Source organism: Agromyces litoreus (assembly GCF_040496015.1).
GTDB classification, from domain to species: Bacteria; Actinomycetota; Actinomycetes; order Actinomycetales; family Microbacteriaceae; genus Agromyces; species Agromyces litoreus.
The window spans coordinates 143300-158427 of the sequence record NZ_JBEPKA010000003.1; the positions used below are offsets into that span (position 1 = coordinate 143300).

15 protein-coding genes and 1 tRNA gene are annotated in these 15128 nt (G+C 73.0%); 14 read left to right on the forward strand and 2 right to left on the reverse strand.

The window, feature by feature from the left end; genetic code table 11:
- Position 1: 1 nt before the first annotated feature.
- The 8 genes from ABME01_RS03710 (at position 2) to ABME01_RS03745 (ending at position 8262) form a co-directional block, all read left to right on the forward strand.
- Complete coding sequence (locus ABME01_RS03710) at positions 2-721, forward strand: hypothetical protein (RefSeq protein ID WP_353827006.1); 720 nt, start codon at positions 2-4, stop codon at positions 719-721.
- A 130-nt stretch (positions 722-851) separates the two neighbouring features.
- The gene (locus ABME01_RS03715; protein ID WP_353827007.1) at positions 852-2522 is read left to right on the forward strand and encodes an FAD-dependent oxidoreductase; all 1671 of its coding nucleotides are present in this window, start codon (positions 852-854) and stop codon (positions 2520-2522) included.
- A gap of 59 nt (positions 2523-2581) precedes the next feature.
- On the forward strand, positions 2582-2707 hold the full coding sequence (locus tag ABME01_RS03720) for a DUF8730 family Cys-rich protein (protein ID WP_353827008.1): 126 nt from the start codon (positions 2582-2584) through the stop codon (positions 2705-2707).
- A 49-nt stretch (positions 2708-2756) separates the two neighbouring features.
- Complete coding sequence (locus ABME01_RS03725) at positions 2757-2918, forward strand: DUF8730 family Cys-rich protein (protein ID WP_353827009.1); 162 nt, start codon at positions 2757-2759, stop codon at positions 2916-2918.
- A 53-nt stretch (positions 2919-2971) separates the two neighbouring features.
- Complete coding sequence (locus ABME01_RS03730) at positions 2972-3352, forward strand: hypothetical protein (protein ID WP_353827010.1); 381 nt, start codon at positions 2972-2974, stop codon at positions 3350-3352.
- Between the two features lie 105 nt (positions 3353-3457).
- Positions 3458-4753: a cation:proton antiporter gene (locus ABME01_RS03735; RefSeq protein ID WP_353827011.1), complete on the forward strand. Its 1296-nt coding sequence runs from the start codon at positions 3458-3460 to the stop codon at positions 4751-4753.
- Positions 4754-4946: 193 nt separating this feature from the next.
- Positions 4947-6887, forward strand: coding sequence for a S41 family peptidase (locus ABME01_RS03740; RefSeq protein ID WP_353827012.1), 1941 nt, complete (start codon positions 4947-4949; stop codon positions 6885-6887).
- A gap of 292 nt (positions 6888-7179) precedes the next feature.
- On the forward strand, positions 7180-8262 hold the full coding sequence (locus ABME01_RS03745; protein ID WP_353827013.1) for a trypsin-like serine peptidase: 1083 nt from the start codon (positions 7180-7182) through the stop codon (positions 8260-8262).
- A gap of 31 nt (positions 8263-8293) precedes the next feature.
- Here the strand turns inward: ABME01_RS03745 and ABME01_RS03750 are convergent.
- Positions 8294-8364: transfer RNA gene (locus ABME01_RS03750), tRNA-Gly, on the reverse strand.
- A 99-nt stretch (positions 8365-8463) separates the two neighbouring features.
- Positions 8464-9807, reverse strand: a complete 1344-nt coding sequence (locus ABME01_RS03755) for a Coenzyme F420 hydrogenase/dehydrogenase, beta subunit C-terminal domain (RefSeq protein WP_353827014.1) — start codon at positions 9805-9807, stop codon at positions 8464-8466.
- 86 nt (positions 9808-9893) lie between these two features.
- On the opposite strand from ABME01_RS03755, the gene ABME01_RS03760 reads away from it, so the two are divergent.
- Genes ABME01_RS03760 through ABME01_RS03785 form a run of 6 tightly spaced genes read left to right on the forward strand, consistent with a single transcriptional unit; the run spans position 9894 to position 15115 of the window.
- Complete coding sequence (locus ABME01_RS03760) at positions 9894-11057, forward strand: polysaccharide pyruvyl transferase family protein (RefSeq protein WP_353827015.1); 1164 nt, start codon at positions 9894-9896, stop codon at positions 11055-11057.
- Positions 11058-11077: 20 nt separating this feature from the next.
- Positions 11078-11683, forward strand: a complete 606-nt coding sequence (gene dcd, locus ABME01_RS03765; RefSeq protein ID WP_353827016.1) for a dCTP deaminase — start codon at positions 11078-11080, stop codon at positions 11681-11683.
- Positions 11684-11689: 6 nt separating this feature from the next.
- The gene (locus ABME01_RS03770) at positions 11690-12907 is read left to right on the forward strand and encodes a hypothetical protein (RefSeq protein WP_353827017.1); all 1218 of its coding nucleotides are present in this window, start codon (positions 11690-11692) and stop codon (positions 12905-12907) included.
- Positions 12904-13971: a glycosyltransferase gene (locus ABME01_RS03775; RefSeq protein ID WP_353827018.1), complete on the forward strand. Its 1068-nt coding sequence runs from the start codon at positions 12904-12906 to the stop codon at positions 13969-13971. The genes ABME01_RS03770 and ABME01_RS03775 overlap by 4 nt, the downstream gene beginning before the upstream one ends.
- Complete coding sequence (locus tag ABME01_RS03780; RefSeq protein WP_353827019.1) at positions 13962-14849, forward strand: nucleotidyltransferase family protein; 888 nt, start codon at positions 13962-13964, stop codon at positions 14847-14849. The genes ABME01_RS03775 and ABME01_RS03780 overlap by 10 nt, the downstream gene beginning before the upstream one ends.
- Entirely contained in the window at positions 14849-15115 is a 267-nt protein-coding gene (locus ABME01_RS03785; RefSeq protein WP_353827020.1) for a PqqD family protein, read from the forward strand. The genes ABME01_RS03780 and ABME01_RS03785 overlap by 1 nt, the downstream gene beginning before the upstream one ends.
- Positions 15116-15128 lie beyond the last annotated feature (13 nt).

The window sequence follows — 15128 nt, forward strand, 5'->3', positions numbered from 1 at the left end:
GATGAGGACACACCGGATCACCGACCACGACGCGGAGGCGCTGCTCCGCGGGCGTTCCCCCCACGCCCGCACCGAGCTCTCCCCCCTCGCCGACGCCGTCGCGGAGCTCCGGACCTCTTCCTCATCCGGGATGCCACCGCGGCCTTCGGCGGCGGTGGCATCCCGGCTCGACCTCGACCTGGTGTCGGCGGTCGGGTTCGTCCCTGCAGATGACCCGGATGCGACGGCGCCCACCCCCGCGCCGTCGGCGAGGAGACGACGAGTGGTGACGGAGTGGTTCGCGGGCCTCGGCCTGGCGACGAAGATCGCGATCGGTGCGAGCGCGGCCCTGGCGGTCGGCGCGACGGGTGCCGGTGCGGCCGGTGCGGCGGGCGTCCTGCCCGAGCCGGCGCAGGTCGTGTTCGAGGAGATGACCGGCACCGACGCGGCCGACGTGGCCGACGTGGCGGAGACCGAGGAGATCGCCGACGAGGGCGAGCGCACGACCGGCCTCGAGCACGCCGAGGAGCAGGCCGGCTCAGGCCTCGAGGTGGCCGTCGAGCACGCTGACGAGCACGCCGAGCAGGGCCTCGAGACCGCCGAGGAGAACGCCGGGCACGGCATCGGGACGGGCGACGAGGCCTCCGAGGGCGCCGGCGCGCCCGAGGGCAAAGGTGCTCCGGAGGGTGCCGGCGACCAGGCGTCGAACGCCGACGACCGCCCGACCGGCGGCAAGGACTGACCTCCCGCCCCCGCACGACGGGCCCTCGCCGGAGACGGCGGGGGCCCGTCGCCGTCTCCGGGATCACTCGGCTGAGTGATACCTGAGGGGTATTTTGACGATACCCCGGGGGTATTGATATCCTCGGGTCATGACCTCGAAGCGGTACCTCATCATCGGCGGCGTCGCAGGCGGCATGTCCGCCGCGACGCGCCTCCGTCGGCTCGACGAGCAGGCCAGCATCATCGTGCTCGAGCGGGGCGGCCACGTCTCGTTCGCCAACTGCGGCCTGCCGTACTACCTCGGCGGCGTCATCGAGGAGCGCTCCAGCCTCCTGCTCCAGACCCCCGCGTCGCTCGGCAGCCGGTTCAACCTCGACGTCCGGGTGCGCACCGAGGCCGTCTCCATCGACCGCGCCGCGAAGACCGTCCTGGTCCGCGACCTGGTCACGGGGGAGGAGGTCGTCGAGGCCTACGACGCACTCGTGCTCTCGCCCGGTGCCACTCCCGTCCGTCCCCCGATCCCGGGCGGCGACCGCATGCTCACGCTGCGCGACATCGACGATGTCGACCGCGCGATGGGCGAGCTCGAGGTCGCGCCGCGCACCGCGCTCGTGATCGGCGCCGGCTTCATCGGCGTCGAGATGGTCGAGAACCTCGTGCACCGCGGCCTCCGGGTCACGCTGGTCGAACTCGCCGACCAGGTGCTTCCGCCGCTCGACGCCGAGATGGCGGCGCCCGTGGCCGAGCGCCTCCGCGCCGCCGGCGTCGACGTCAGGCTCGGCACGCAGGTGACCGAGCTCGCCGAGGACGCGGCCACCCTGAGCGACGGCAGCACCGTCCCGGCCGACTTCGTGCTCGGCTCCATCGGCGTGCGGCCCGACACGACGCTGGCCGCCGCCGCCGGCCTCGAGCTCGGGGAGCGGGGCGGCATCCGGGTCGACGACCACCTTCGGACCAGCGACCCCCACATCTGGGCCATCGGCGACGCCGTCGAGAAGGTCGACGCGATCAGCCGCGAGCCCCGCCTCGTCGCCCTCGCGGGCCTGGCGAACCGCCACGGCCGGCTCGCGGCCGACGTCATCGCCGGTCGCGACATCCGCGTCCGCGATGCCCTCGGCACCGCCGTCGTCGGCGTCATGGACCTCACGATCGCCTCGACCGGATGGCCCGAGAAGCTGCTGCGCCGCACCGGCCGCGAGCTGCGCGTGATCCACACCCACCCCGCCTCGCACACCGGGTACTACCCCGGGGCGCAGACGATGGCGCTGAAGCTCGTCGTCGACGCCGAGACCGACGAGATCCTCGGCGCGCAGGGCGTCGGCGGCGAGGGCGTCGACAAGCGCATCGACGTCATCGCGACCGCGATGGCGGGCGGGCTCACCGCCTCCGAGCTGGCCGACCTCGAACTGGCCTACGCGCCGCAGTTCTCGTCGGCGAAGGACCCGGTCAACATGCTCGGCTACGTCGCGCTGAACGCCGCCGAGGGACTCACCCCGTCGATCCAGTGGCACGAGCTCGACGCCGCCCTCGAGGCCGGCGACGTCCTCGTCGACGTCCGGACGCCGGCCGAGGTCGCACAGGGCGCCATCCCCGGCTCGGTCAACATCCCGATCGACGAGCTGCGCGAGCGCGCCGACGAGCTGCCCGCGGGTCGCCTCGTCGTGCACTGCAAGGTCGGCCAGCGCGGCCACACCGCGGTGCGCCTGCTCGCCCAGCTCGGCCGCGAGGCCGTGAACCTCGACGGCGGCTACCTGACGTGGCAGGCCGGCGAGGCCGCGCGCCGGGACGCCGAGGTGCGCGAGCCCGCGACCGCGGCCTGAGCACCCGGCCACGCCCTCACCAGACCACCGTACGCACACCACCGAGGAGATCCATCACCATGTGCAGCCCCGTCACCTGTTCCTGCGGCAAGACCACCTGGGCCGGCTGCGGCCAGCACGTCGATTCCGTGAAGGACCACGTGCCCGCCGAGCAGTGGTGCGACGGCGACCACGGCACCCGCTGAGCCGAACCGCCCGACACCCCCACCGACCACCGAACCCGAGGAGATCACCATGTGCCGAGCCGTCACCTGCCGGAAGTGCGGGAAGACGACGTGGGCCGGCTGCGGCCAGCACGTCGACCAGGTCATGCGCGGCGTCGCCCGCGCCGACCGCTGCCAGGGCCACGAGAACGAACCCGCCACGGGCTTCTTCGCGCGCCTCTTCGGCCGCTGATCCGGGCCGTGCCGCTGCTGCTGCCGTGGCGTCGGTCGGAGCGTCCGCGATCGGTGCGGCGTGTCGGATCCCGGCACGCCGCGCCCGCATCGGAACCGGCGGAACGGTCCGTTCCCGCCCGTGAGGCCGTCCGCGCCGCGCGTGCCGAGGCCGCGCAGGACTGGTCCGCCGCGATCGGGCCCGCCACCTCGTGCGCGCTCGCCAAGGACGGACGCTCGCATCCGGCCGCGAAGTTCCACGAGGGCCGGACCGCGGCGCTCGGCGAACTGCTGCGCGCCTGCCCGGACGACGCCTCCTCCGACGACGTGGCCGCGCTCGCCGCGGCGAACGCACTCGACTGGACGACCCGCGCACTGCCGGGGGCAGGTCGCGGGGACTGGGAGAGCTACCGCGCCGGTGCCCTGGAGGTGCTCCGCGGGATCGCCGACGCCTGATCCCGACGCCGCGGCGCGCGCCGTGTGGTGCTCGCGCCCGCGGCATCCGTAGCATGGCCGGGGGGTCGCCACGGCGACCGCGCGGGCGATCGGGGGCGGGTCGGCATGCTGGCGGTGATCGTGGTGCTGGCGATGATCATCGTCTGGAGCGCGCTCTCCCGCCCACTCGATCGCCGCGGCATCACCTCGGCGCTCTTCCTCATGGTCGTCGGCTTCGCGGTCGGCCTGGTCGCGCCCGACCTCCTCGACGTCTCGCTCGAGACCGTGGTCGCGGAGCGCGTCGCCGAGATCGCCCTCGTGCTGCTGCTCTTCAGCGACGCGACGCGGCTCGACCTGCGGGTCCTGCGCCACCAGCTCGGCTGGCCTGCGCGCCTGCTGCTCATCGGCCTGCCGCTGACGATCCTCGCGGGGGCCGCGATCGGCGCGCTGGTCTTCCCGGGCATGGCCCTGGCCTCCGCGTTCCTCCTCGCGACGATGCTCGCGCCGACGGATGCCGCGCTGGGCCAGCGCGTCGTCTCCGACGACAAGGTCCCCGCCCGGGTCCGCCAGGCCCTCGACGTCGAGAGCGGACTCAACGACGGCCTCGCGGTGCCGCTGTTCCTGGTCGCGCTGTCGATCGCCAACGCCGAGCTGGAGACCGGCCTGACGACGGCGGTCGCCGGCAGCATGACGGCCCAGATCGGCTGGGGGGTCACCGCCGGCCTCGTCGCCGGCCTCCTCGGCGGGATCCCGTTCCGGCTGGCCGATCGGCGCGGATGGATCGCGCGGGACTGGCGGCAGATCCTCCCGCTCGCGGTGGCGCTCCTGGCCTACGCGATCGCGGAGCAGCTCGGCGGCAGCGGGTTCATCGCCGCGTTCGTCGCGGGCCTCGCCTTCGGCCGGCTCGCCGGCCCGGCGCGCTCCACCGTCACCGTCCTCTCCGAGGCCGCCGGCGACCTGCTCGCGGCCGTGACCTGGATCGCCTTCGGCGCCATCGCGATCGGGCTCGCGCTGCCGTACCTCAGCTGGCAGGTCGTGCTCTACGCCATCCTGAGCCTCACCCTCGTGCGCATGGTGCCGGTGGCGATCGCGCTCCTGGTCGGCCGCGGCGGAGCGCCGAGGATCGAGACCATCGGGTTCATCGGATGGTTCGGACCGCGCGGACTCGCCTCGCTCGTGTTCGTGCTCATCGCGGTCGAGCGCGGCGTCCCCGAGTCCGAGACCGTGCTCACCACCGTCGTGGTCACCGTCGCGCTGAGCATCATGCTGCACGGCCTGACCTCGGCGCCGCTCGTCGCCGTGTACCACCGGTGGTACACGGCGCGTTCGGACCTCGACTCGGCCGCGGCCGAGGCGGTGCCGACCGAACTTCCGCGCCGACGCCGGCAGTTCCCCGGGGTGAACGGGCGCGACGCGTCCTGACCCGGTCCATCGCGATGCCACGGCGCATCCACGCGGGTCCGCGGAAATGAGGACTGGTCGCCGTCCGGGCAGGCGAGTAGGACGAAGACGGGCCTGAGGAACGCGCCGGATCATCGTCGGTCCGGCCGCCGGCCGCCGTGCCCCCGCGGCCGGACGCCGGTGCCCGTCCCCGGCCCGAGCCGAGGAGGCGGTCATGTCGTCGATCAGCACAGCCGAACTGGCACCGGGGCACGGCCTCGGGGCGGTCCGCACGATGCCCGAGTTCCGCGACCTGGTGGGGGCCGGATCGCTCACCCCCGAGGACCGGCTGACGCTGGTCGACCAGGCCGAGGCGCTCATCGACGGCCTCTACGTGCACCTCCCGCTCAAGCGGGCGATGCACGCCGTCGATCCGTCCCAGAGCCTCCGGCTCCTGCGCTACCGGTCGCCGATGCTCACCGAGCCGGAATTCCACACCGCGCTCCAGCGCGTGTTCCTCGGCCTGCGCGACCTGCACACGAACTACATCCTGCCCGCGCCCTATCGAGGCTTCGCGTTCCTCGGCATCCTCGTCGAGCGGGCCGTCGACGGCGACTCCACCGAGTGGATCGTGACGCGGACGTTCGACCACCTCACGGGCGACCCGCACCTCGTGGTGGGCGCGAGGGTGACGCACTGGAACGGGACGCCGATGGCCATCGCCGTCGAGCGCAACGCCGCGCGGGAGGCGGGCAGCAACCGCGCGGCCAGCACGGCGCGGGGCCTGGAGAACATGACGATCCGTCCCGTGGCGATGTCGCTGCCGCCGGACGAGGACTGGGTCGACCTGACCTACCGCGTCGCCGGGAACGAGCACGAGACCCGGCTGCCATGGCGGGTGTTCGAGTCGGCCGACGAGGTGACCGGCGGCAACGCGACGGCGAGCCTCCCGAGCGGCGTCGCGGCTCCGGCGACGAAGCTCCTCGGGCTGGATCTCAAGACCGAACTGAGCCGGCAGGTCAAGCGACGCCTGTTCGCACCGGCCTCGGACGAGGAGCAGCAGCGCTACGCGCGCGGCGGAAGCGGTGCTCGCGGGGCGTTCGGGATGGCGCCCGCGACGGAGCTCGAGGTGGCGGCGGGGATCATCCCGACCGTGCGGCCGGAGTTGAAGGCGCGCACGGTCGACACGGCCCACGGCACCTTCGGCCACCTGCGGATCTTCACGTTCTTCATGGAGGACTTCAAGGTCGAGGCCTTCATCGAGGAGGTGGCACGCCTGCTTGAGGAGCTGCCCCGGGACGGGCTCATCCTCGACGTGCGCGGGAATGGCGGCGGGTTCGTCATCGCGTCCGAGTTCCTGCTGCAGTTCTTCACGCCCCGGCGCATCCGCCCCGAGCCGATGCAGTTCATCAACACGCGCGCCACGGCCGACCTCACGGCGCGGGTCGCGGACTACGGCGACTGGCGTCCGTCGATCGACGAGTCCATCGCCACGGGCGCGCCGTTCTCGAGCGCGATCCCGCTGTACCCGGAGGAGGTCGTCAACAGCGTCGGGCAGCTCTACCACGGGCCGGTCGTTCTGGTCACCGACGGGCTGTGCTACAGCGCGACCGACATCTTCGCCGCGGGCTTCCAGGACCACGAGATCGGCCCGGTGCTCGGCGTCGACGAGAACACCGGCGCCGGCGGCGCGAACGTGCTCACCCACGAGGACCTCCGCAAGGACTGGGTGGGTGGACCGCTGCGCCCGCTGCCCGCCGGGGCGCAGTTCCGGGTCTCGCTGCGACGCTGCCTCCGCGTCGGCACCCGGTTCGGTCAGCCGGTGGAGGACCTCGGCGTCGTGCCCGACCACCTGCACCGGCTCACATCGCGCGACGTGCTCGAGGACAACGACGACCTGATGGATGCCGCGGGAGCGCTGCTGGCGGCGGGGGTGCCCCGCACGCTCGACGCCGAGCTCGAGCTCTCCTCGAACGGCACGCGGACGCTGACGCTCGAGACCGCCGCGATCGAGGGCGTGGACGTCTACCTCGACGGACGGCCGGTCGCCACCGCGGTCACCCCGGACGGCACCACGGAGGTCGGGATCGCAGCCCCGGTCGCGGCGGGCGCGACGCTGCGCGTCGAGGGATTCGTCGACGGGACGCTCGTGGCCGCCCGGCAGCTCAGGTCGTGACGCGCGCGGGCTGGCGCCGGCCCGTGTCTCACGCGAAGACGGTCAGGGCACGGGAGGCTCGAGTCTGACACGCGCCCGCACCTGCACCGGGGAGCGACGAGGGTCCAGGCGATCATGGCGCGGGCCGGACGTGCCGCGATCGACGACGTCCACCGAAGTGAGGACTACTCGGATCATCGGGGTGCGAGTAGACAGGAGGGACGACTCTCGACGAGCCGGTCGTCATGCCAGCGGGTGGTGAGTTGCGCCTGCTCGATCGGGGAGCGCGTCATTGCTGACGAGGGGTCGAACCATGGACGCTCCACTTGAATTCAGATCATGGCGGGACCGCGTCGAGCGGCGCGAGGCCGAGCCGCTCGCAGAGCGCGCAAGCCTTCGCCTCGCGAGCTTCGATCGCGTCGATGGCGTCGAGTACCGGCTCGAGGGCCGCGATCGCTCGGTCGATGTGATCGCCGAGGTCGGCGAGTTGGGCCGGCACGCCTTTCCTCCCAGGATCGAGGGGATCGATGCGGGCGAAGCGCTCGAGCGCCCGGACGGGCACGTGGATCTGCCTGCGTTCCGGCCGCCGCATCTGGCTGTCCACCCGCAGCCCGACGATCTCCCGGAAGACCTGTACCGACGCCGCTGGGCGCGGCGGCCGATCGGCGAGCAGGACGACAGCGGCGATCCCACCACCGTGTTCGTGCCCGACACTCGCTTCGAGTTCTCGGACACCTCCTATCCCTGGAGCTGCTGCGGACGGGTCGACACACCCGGCGGCAGTGGGTCCGGCGTCATGATCGGTCGCCGTCACATGATGACGGCCAGTCACGTCATCGATTGGGGTCCGAGCAACACCGCCGGTTGGGTGAAGTTCACCCCGATGGTCTTCGACACGAGCGAACCCTTCGGCTTCGCCTATGCGACCCGGATCTACTGGTGGTTGCAGGCGGATCCGTCCGACCAGATCCAGTCCGGGGAGGCGGCCTTCGACTACGTGGTCTGCGTGCTCGATCAACCGCTCGGTGACCTCACCGGATGGATGGGGACTCGCGGCTACTCCACCGACTGGGACGGCGGCGCGTACTGGGCGCATGTCGGCTATCCGAGTGATTCGGGCGGCGACCGACCGATCTACCACGGGCCCGGCGTGATGGACAGCACCGTCACCGAGACGACCGGCGGTCGCGACTCGTTCCGCATCATGCACCAGAACGACGTGATCCCCGGCCAGTCCGGCGGCCCGTTCTTCGGCTGGTGGGACGGCGAAGTGGGACCGCACGTGATCGCCAGCCAGAGCGCCGAGAACTGGAACACCACGCCGGGTCCGAATGCGGCCGGCGGGGGAAACCCGCTGCCCGAACTCGCTCGCCATGTGCTGACGGTGGAGCCCTGACCTCAGCGGGACGGCGAGCCGGCTCGATCAGAGCCGATGACGGGAATCGAACCCGCGCTGTCTGCTTGGGAAGCAGAAGTTCTACCATTGAACTACATCGGCGTATCGCATCCGCTGCGCCGAGGCGTCCGGATGGGACGCAGTCAGCATAGCAAGCGCGGCCGCGCCGATCGCACCGGAACGAGCCCGTGAGCGGCTCGCCTATCGGCGCAGCAGCCGACGAGCCCGGCGGACGACCGGCCGGAGCACGTGGCGCGCCAGCGCGGCGGGTCCGTGCGACCACGCGTCGAGCAGCCGGTACCGGCGGATGGCGCCGCGCATCGGTCGCGCGTAGCGCTCGTAGTCGCCCGCCTCGCGGGCCTCGGCGAACGCGTCGAGCGAGAGCCGGGAGATCCGGCGTCGCTGTCGCAATACGGCCGCGCGCCGGCGCGACACCACGGTCCGGTCGGGCGTCACGCGCTTGACGGGAACGCTGAGCCCGGCGGCGGCGTCATCGGCGAGCCGGACGGCCAGGCCCGTCCGGCGGTGGCGGAACCCGCCGGCCTGCGTTCCGGCGGCGTCCTCCACCGACAGCGGCTCGAGCTCGACGTCGCCGCGCTCCGCGGCCGACCGCAGCAAGGCACGCACACGCTCGTCCCGAACGACCACCGCGTTGGTGCCCCGCCAGTCCGCGGCGTACCGCTGCAGCCAGGCGTCGGCGAAGGCGACATCCGCGCCCTCCGCGAAGACGTCGTCGCAGAAGTTGCACGCCTCCGGCTGGAACGCGCCGAACCCCCACCCGCCGTCGAGCGTCTCCGCGGACCGTCGCACGTGGTGGGTGCCGTCGCGACCGACTGCGTCGTAGTCGTAGTCCCAGGCGTAGCGGTCGGGGTTCTTCACCCGGAAGTCGATGCGCTCGAGCTCGGTCGGCGGGACGCCCGCCTGCCAGCCGAGCGACTCGGCGAAGAAGGTGGACTTGAGGTGGCCGCAGACCAGGCCGACGTACACCCCGAACTGCGCGTCGAGGTCGGGCATCTCGCCCGCGAGCAGGCGCAGCGCCTTGATGAAGCACGGCACGCCGACGACCGCGTACGTGCGCCCGTCACCGCGGATGGCGGCGACCACGTCGGCGAGCGTCGTCGCGGAGTACATCGACTTGCGGTTCGCCTCGATCTCCTCGGGCGAGGTCGAGACCGTGTACGAGAACCGGGGGTCGCCGGCCGTCCGGCCGACGTGCAGCACGCCGTCGACGAGTCCGGCACGCAGCAGTTCCTCGAGCACGAGCGAGGTGAGGCCGCCCGAGCTGCTTCCGACCACCTCCGCCTCCGACGCGCGCCGCCCGGCGACGATCTCGAGGTGGGCGCCGAGCCGGCCGTCCGTGGGCAGGTCCGGGAAGCGCTCGCGGGTGAGCTCGTCCTCGTTCCGCGCCTCGTCCGAGAACGGGCACACCCGACTGGCGGCGCGCACCGCGGCGGGGTCGACGCCGTCGAGGGCGGCCCCATAGACCCCCGTCGCCCGGTCGTGACGGGGATCGCGCCAGAGGTCCGCACCGAGCAGGCGCCGCATCCGATGCACATGCCGCGGTCGACGACCTGCTCGATGCCGTGCGTCATGCGCCCCCCTGTCCACCGGGCCGCTGGTACCGTCGTCCCGTGTCTCGCAGGGTACTGATCAAGACGCTGCCCCTCCACACGAACTACGGCGGCATCGTCCAGGCCTACGCCCTGCAGCGCGCCATCCGAGACCTCGGGCACCGGGCGTTCGTCGACACCGGCGATCCCATCCCGCTGCGGCGCCGGCTCCTGCACCGCATCTGGGCCGTCCGGCGTGCGATGCGGATGCTGCTGCCCGCGCGTGCGGACTGGCGCTGGCGGGCGCCGCGCGAGGTCCTCGCCCCCCAGCAGCGCTTCCTCCGGCGCCATCTCTCGACCTCGTCCGCGGTCGAGCGTGCCGACACCCCGCGCGGGCGCGCACGACTCGCTCGTCGCTTCGACACGTTCGTGGTCGGGAGCGACCAGGTCTGGCGCGCCGCGTACGCCGAGATCCCGGAGGAGTACCTCGAGGTGATCGAGGAGTTCCACGGCCCGCGGCCGCGGCGCATCTCGTACGCGGCATCCTTCGGCCGCGACGACATCGACGAGTACAGCGACGAGGAGCGCACGCGCGCCACCGAGTTGATCCGACGGTTCGACGCCGTCTCGGTGCGCGAGGCGTCCGGCATCCGGATCTGCGCGGAGGAGTTCGGCGTGCACGCCGAGCGTCACCTCGACCCGACGATGCTCCTCACGCCGGAGCACTACCGCGGACTCGTCGCCGGGACCGGGACGGATCCGGCGCCGGCGGCCGGACGGACCCTCGTCTACCGGCTCGACGCGACCGACGAGATGCTGCGCGCGGAGCGGGCGATCGCCGACCGGGTCGGCGCCCCGACGATGGAGTTGCTGCCGACCGCCTCGCCGGCCTCGTACGCGGCGTACGCGGCGGATCGCGCCCGGTTCGACCGTCCGTCCGTCGAACGCTGGCTCGCGAGCCTCGCCTCGGCCGACTTCGTCGTGACCGACTCGTACCACGGCTGCGTCTTCTCGATCCTCTTCAACCGGCCCTTCCTCGTGCATGCGAACGCGAGGCGAGGGGCGGCGCGGTTCGACTCGCTGCTCGGCGTCTTCGGCCTCGAGCACCACCGGGCCGACATCGCCGCCGGGGCCACCGCGGAGGGCATCGACGACCGGGTCTTCGCGCCGGATTGGGCGCGGGTGAACCGAGTGCTCGACGCCGAGCGGGCGAGGGCGACCGCGTACCTCGTCGGGAACCTCTGAGCCCTCGGTACGCTGAGGGCATGCTGCTCTCGGATCGCGACATCAGGGCCGAGGTCGAGCGCGGGCGCGTCCGGCTCGACCCGTACGATCCGGGGATGGTGCAGCCGTCGTCCATCGACGTGCGACTCGACCGGTACTTCCGGCTGTTCGACAACCACAAGTACCCCTTCATCGACCCGGCCGAGGACCAGCCCGAGCTCACCCACCTGATCGAGGTGCGGCCTGACGAACCGTTCATCCTGCACCCGGGCGAGTTCGTGCTCGCGTCGACCTTCGAGGGCGTCACCCTCCCCGACGACGTCGCCGCCCGGCTCGAGGGCAAGAGCTCGCTCGGCCGCCTGGGCCTCCTCACGCACTCGACGGCCGGGTTCATCGACCCCGGCTTCACCGGCCACGTCACCCTCGAGCTCTCGAACGTCGCGACCCTCCCGATCAAGCTCTGGCCGGGCATGAAGATCGGCCAGCTCTGCTTCTTCCGGCTCTCCTCGCCGAGCGAACGGCCCTATGGCTCGGCCGAGTACTCCTCGCGCTACCAGGGGCAGCGCGGGCCGACCGCGTCGCGCTCGTTCCGGAACTTCAGCCGGGCGGATGTCGGCGTGACCGACGCCGGCTCGGCGGGCCGCTAGCCGCGCATGCCCATCGTCATCGGGCCCCCGGAGGTGCGCTCCCGCGAGGGGCGCACCATCGTCTCGTTCCGGCTCTCCGGGCTCGACGGCGCCGACCGGCTCCGGTTCTCGGTGCCGGATTCCGCAGCCGGGTTCCTCGAGGAGCGGGCGGATGCGGCCGTGCTGGCGCTGCTCATGCCAGCGATGCGGCTGCGGCGCGACCTCCTCGTGGAGGGGCCCGTGACCGACGAGCTCCTGTGGAGCCTGCGCCACGACGTGCCCGTGATCCTCCGCGGCGTGCGTCCGGAGCTCTCGACTATCGACATCGAGGCCGCCGACACCGTGCGCGCCGGGCCGAGGGGCGATGCGGTGGTCACCGCGTACTCCGCCGGAGTGGACTCCTACGCCACGCTGGCGCGCCACCACTTCGCGGACGACGTCCCGGACGCGCTCCGCGTCACGCACCTGCTCTACAACGACGTCGGCTCGCACGGCCGCGGCGATCGGGGTCGCGAACTCCACGGGCGTCGGCTCGCCCGCATCCGCCAAGGCGCCGCCACGATGGGCCTGCCGCTGATCGACGTGGACTCCGACCTCGACGACCTGCACCTCGCGCCGGGGCTCGGCTTCCAGCAGACGCACACCATGCGCAACGCCGCCATCGCGCACCTGCTCGCCGGCGGGGTCCGGCTGTTCCTGTACGCCTCCTCCGTGCCGTACCGCGACATGGCGATCGCCCCGGTCTACGACCTCTCCTATGCGGACCCGATGCTGCTCCCGGCCCTCTCGACCGAGGCGCTCACGCTGCGATCGTCGGGGGCCGACCTCGACCGGGCGCAGAAGACCGCCCTCGTCGCCCAGGTGCCGCACTCGTACGACCGGCTCGACGTCTGCACCGAGTCCGTGGACGGCACGAACTGCTCGAACTGCTGGAAGTGCCGGCGCACCATCCTGACCCTCGACCTGCTGGGCGCACTCGACCGCTACCGCGGCGTCTTCCGGGTCCCGAGCGACCCCCGGTGGCGGGAGCGCGTGCTCCGCGAGGCGCTCGACCGCGCGCTGCAGCCGCGGTCGCAGCCGAGCACGCGGGGCGTGATCGAGCTCTACGACGAGCGCGTCGGCATCCCGAAGGCGTGGCGCGTGCGAGCGCGGGGACGGGCCGCCGTCGCCGGCGCGGGCCGTGCGGCCCGCACGGCGTCCCGCGGCGCCGTACGGATCGTGCGCGGACGCCGGGAGGTGCCGTGACCGACATCGTCCTCGCGCACGACTACCTCGTGCAGGTCGGCGGCGCCGAAAGGGTCGTCGCCGAGTGGGTCGCGGGCTTCGACGCGCATCGCGTGGTGACCTTGGCGTACCGGCCCGAGACGACGTTCGACGCCTTCGGCGGGGTCGACGTGCAGGCCGCCATCCCGGGTGCGCTCGCCGGCCAGGTCGAGCGGATGCTCCCGGCGCTGCCGGCCATCGCGGCGCGCACGAGGGTCTCGGGCGGCGACGTCGCGCTCGCGTCCTCCAGCGGCTGGGCGCACCGCTTCCACTACGAGATGCCGCACGTCGTCTACGTGCACAGCCCCGCCCGATGGCTCTACGCGGCGGACGACTACCGGCTCCGGCTCAGCGCGTTTCGGCGAGCCGGCCTCGCCGCGAGCACGCCGGTCCTCCGGCGCGGCGATGCCGAGGCGATGTCGCGGGCGACCGCGATCATCGCGAACTCCGCGGTGACGCGCGAACGGATCCGCGCCGCGTACGGCCTCGAGTCCGTCGTCGTGCACCCGCCGGTCGAGCCGGTCTCGACGACCGCGATCGCGCCCGACCGTGAGCTTCCGGCGGCCTTCGCCATCGTGGTCGCACGCGATCGCGGCTACAAGAACGTCGCGCTCGCCGTGGACGCGGCCGGCCTCGCCGGGCTCGCGATCGTCGTGGTCGGCTCCGGCTCGGAGGCCCTCGATGCGCCGGAGTCCGGGGTGCACGGGCTCGGCCGGGTCGGTGACGCCGAGCTCTGCTGGCTCTATCGCGAGGCAGTCGTCGTCATCGGGGCGGGGCGCGAGGACTTCGGGCTGACCGTGCTCGAGGCGGCGCTCGAGGGGACGCCGGCGGCGACCATCGCGGCGGGCGGCTACCTCGAGACGGTGCGCCCGGGGGTGAGCGGTGCCCAGGCGGCATCCGCCACGGCCGGCGACCTGGCCGACGCGATCCGGGTCGCCCGCTCGCTCGATCCCGAGGGGGCGAGGTCGTGGGCCGCCGCGTTTCGCCGCGACGCCCACGTCGAGCGGATCGCTACAGTGATCGGCGAGGCGGTGCGATGGGCGTGAGCGAGGCCGAGGTCCAGGTGCCCCGTCCCGTGCGCCTCCGATTCGGGCACGCCGCGGTCCAGCACGTCGCGGACGCCACCGGCGTCGAGTTGCTGCACATCAAGGGCGCGGCCGCCGACCCGTCGATCCGTTCGGCGGACCACGTCGCGAGCGACGTCGACGTCCTGGTCCGGCCGGACCACGTCGATCGGATCGATGCGGCGCTCCGCACCCACGGGTGGGAGCTCTACAGCACGTTCGAGCACGGTTCGCCGTTCGGCCACGCGCAGACCTACCTGCACCACGCCTGGGGGTTCATCGACATCCACCGGTACTTCCCCGGCATCCGGCTCGCGCCCGAGGCGGCCTTCGACCTCTTCTGGGCGGATCGCCGCCAGGTCGAGATCGGCGGCGTCGCCTGCCCGGTGCCCGAGGTCGACGCCCACGCCGTGCTCCTCGTGCTGAACGCGGCGAGGTCGGCACCGGGCATGCGCGGCGACGTGCAGACGGCCTGGGAGCAGGCGGATGAGGCCACCCGCGCGCGTCGGCGCGCCCTGGTCGAGCGGCTGAATGCCGAGGTCGCCTTCGCCGCCGCCACCGGGGGACTCGAGCGTCACCGGCACGAGCGCGACTACCTGCTGTGGAAGGTCTCGTCCGAGGGAGGCTCGCGCACCCGGGAGTGGTGGGCTCGCATCCGGGCGGCGACGAGCGCGCGCGAGGGGCTGCGCATCGCGCTGCGTGCACCGCTGGTGAACGTCGAGCACCTCGGGCACCGGCTCGGACGTCGCCCCACGCGGCGCGACGTCGTGCTCGAGTTCCTCCGACGGCCGGTCAGCGCGGTCGGCGAGGCCGCGCGGGCTATTGTGCGCCCGACGCGCCGCAGGCGGGTGATGCGCTGATGGGCGGGTATCGTACGGGCGACGCGGTGGGCGTGCTCGAGTACGGCGGCGAACTGTACGCGGCGACCCTGCCCGACGGGCCCATCGCGGTGCTCGACGGGGTCGCCGGCCTGATCTGGCTCGAGGCGGTCGGCGGCCCGGCCGAGACGCTCGTCGAGCGCGTGGCGGAGGCGACGGGAGCGGAACCCGAGGTCATCCGCGGTGAGGTCGAGCGCTTCGTGGCGGAACTCGTCGCCCGCGGGCTGCTCGTCGCGGAGCGTGCCTGACCCGTTCGCCGCA

Bases quoted from the DNA above. Each gene is read 5' to 3' on its own strand.
- ABME01_RS03770 (WP_353827017.1), top strand. From the start codon at position 11,690: ATGCCCATCGTCATCGGGCCCCCGGAGGTGCGCTCCCGCGAGGGGCGC.
- ABME01_RS03715 (WP_353827007.1), top strand. From the start codon at position 852: ATGACCTCGAAGCGGTACCTCATCATCGGCGGCGTCGCAGGCGGCATG.
- ABME01_RS03720 (WP_353827008.1), top strand. From the start codon at position 2,582: ATGTGCAGCCCCGTCACCTGTTCCTGCGGCAAGACCACCTGGGCCGGC.
- ABME01_RS03745 (WP_353827013.1), top strand. From the start codon at position 7,180: ATGGACGCTCCACTTGAATTCAGATCATGGCGGGACCGCGTCGAGCGG.
- ABME01_RS03785 (WP_353827020.1), top strand. From the start codon at position 14,849: ATGGGCGGGTATCGTACGGGCGACGCGGTGGGCGTGCTCGAGTACGGC.
- ABME01_RS03755 (WP_353827014.1), bottom strand. From the start codon at position 9,807: ATGCGGCGCCTGCTCGGTGCGGACCTCTGGCGCGATCCCCGTCACGAC.
- ABME01_RS03725 (WP_353827009.1), top strand. From the start codon at position 2,757: ATGTGCCGAGCCGTCACCTGCCGGAAGTGCGGGAAGACGACGTGGGCC.
- ABME01_RS03710 (WP_353827006.1), top strand. From the start codon at position 2: ATGAGGACACACCGGATCACCGACCACGACGCGGAGGCGCTGCTCCGC.
- ABME01_RS03780 (WP_353827019.1), top strand. From the start codon at position 13,962: ATGGGCGTGAGCGAGGCCGAGGTCCAGGTGCCCCGTCCCGTGCGCCTC.
- ABME01_RS03740 (WP_353827012.1), top strand. From the start codon at position 4,947: ATGTCGTCGATCAGCACAGCCGAACTGGCACCGGGGCACGGCCTCGGG.
- ABME01_RS03735 (WP_353827011.1), top strand. From the start codon at position 3,458: ATGCTGGCGGTGATCGTGGTGCTGGCGATGATCATCGTCTGGAGCGCG.
- dcd (WP_353827016.1), top strand. From the start codon at position 11,078: ATGCTGCTCTCGGATCGCGACATCAGGGCCGAGGTCGAGCGCGGGCGC.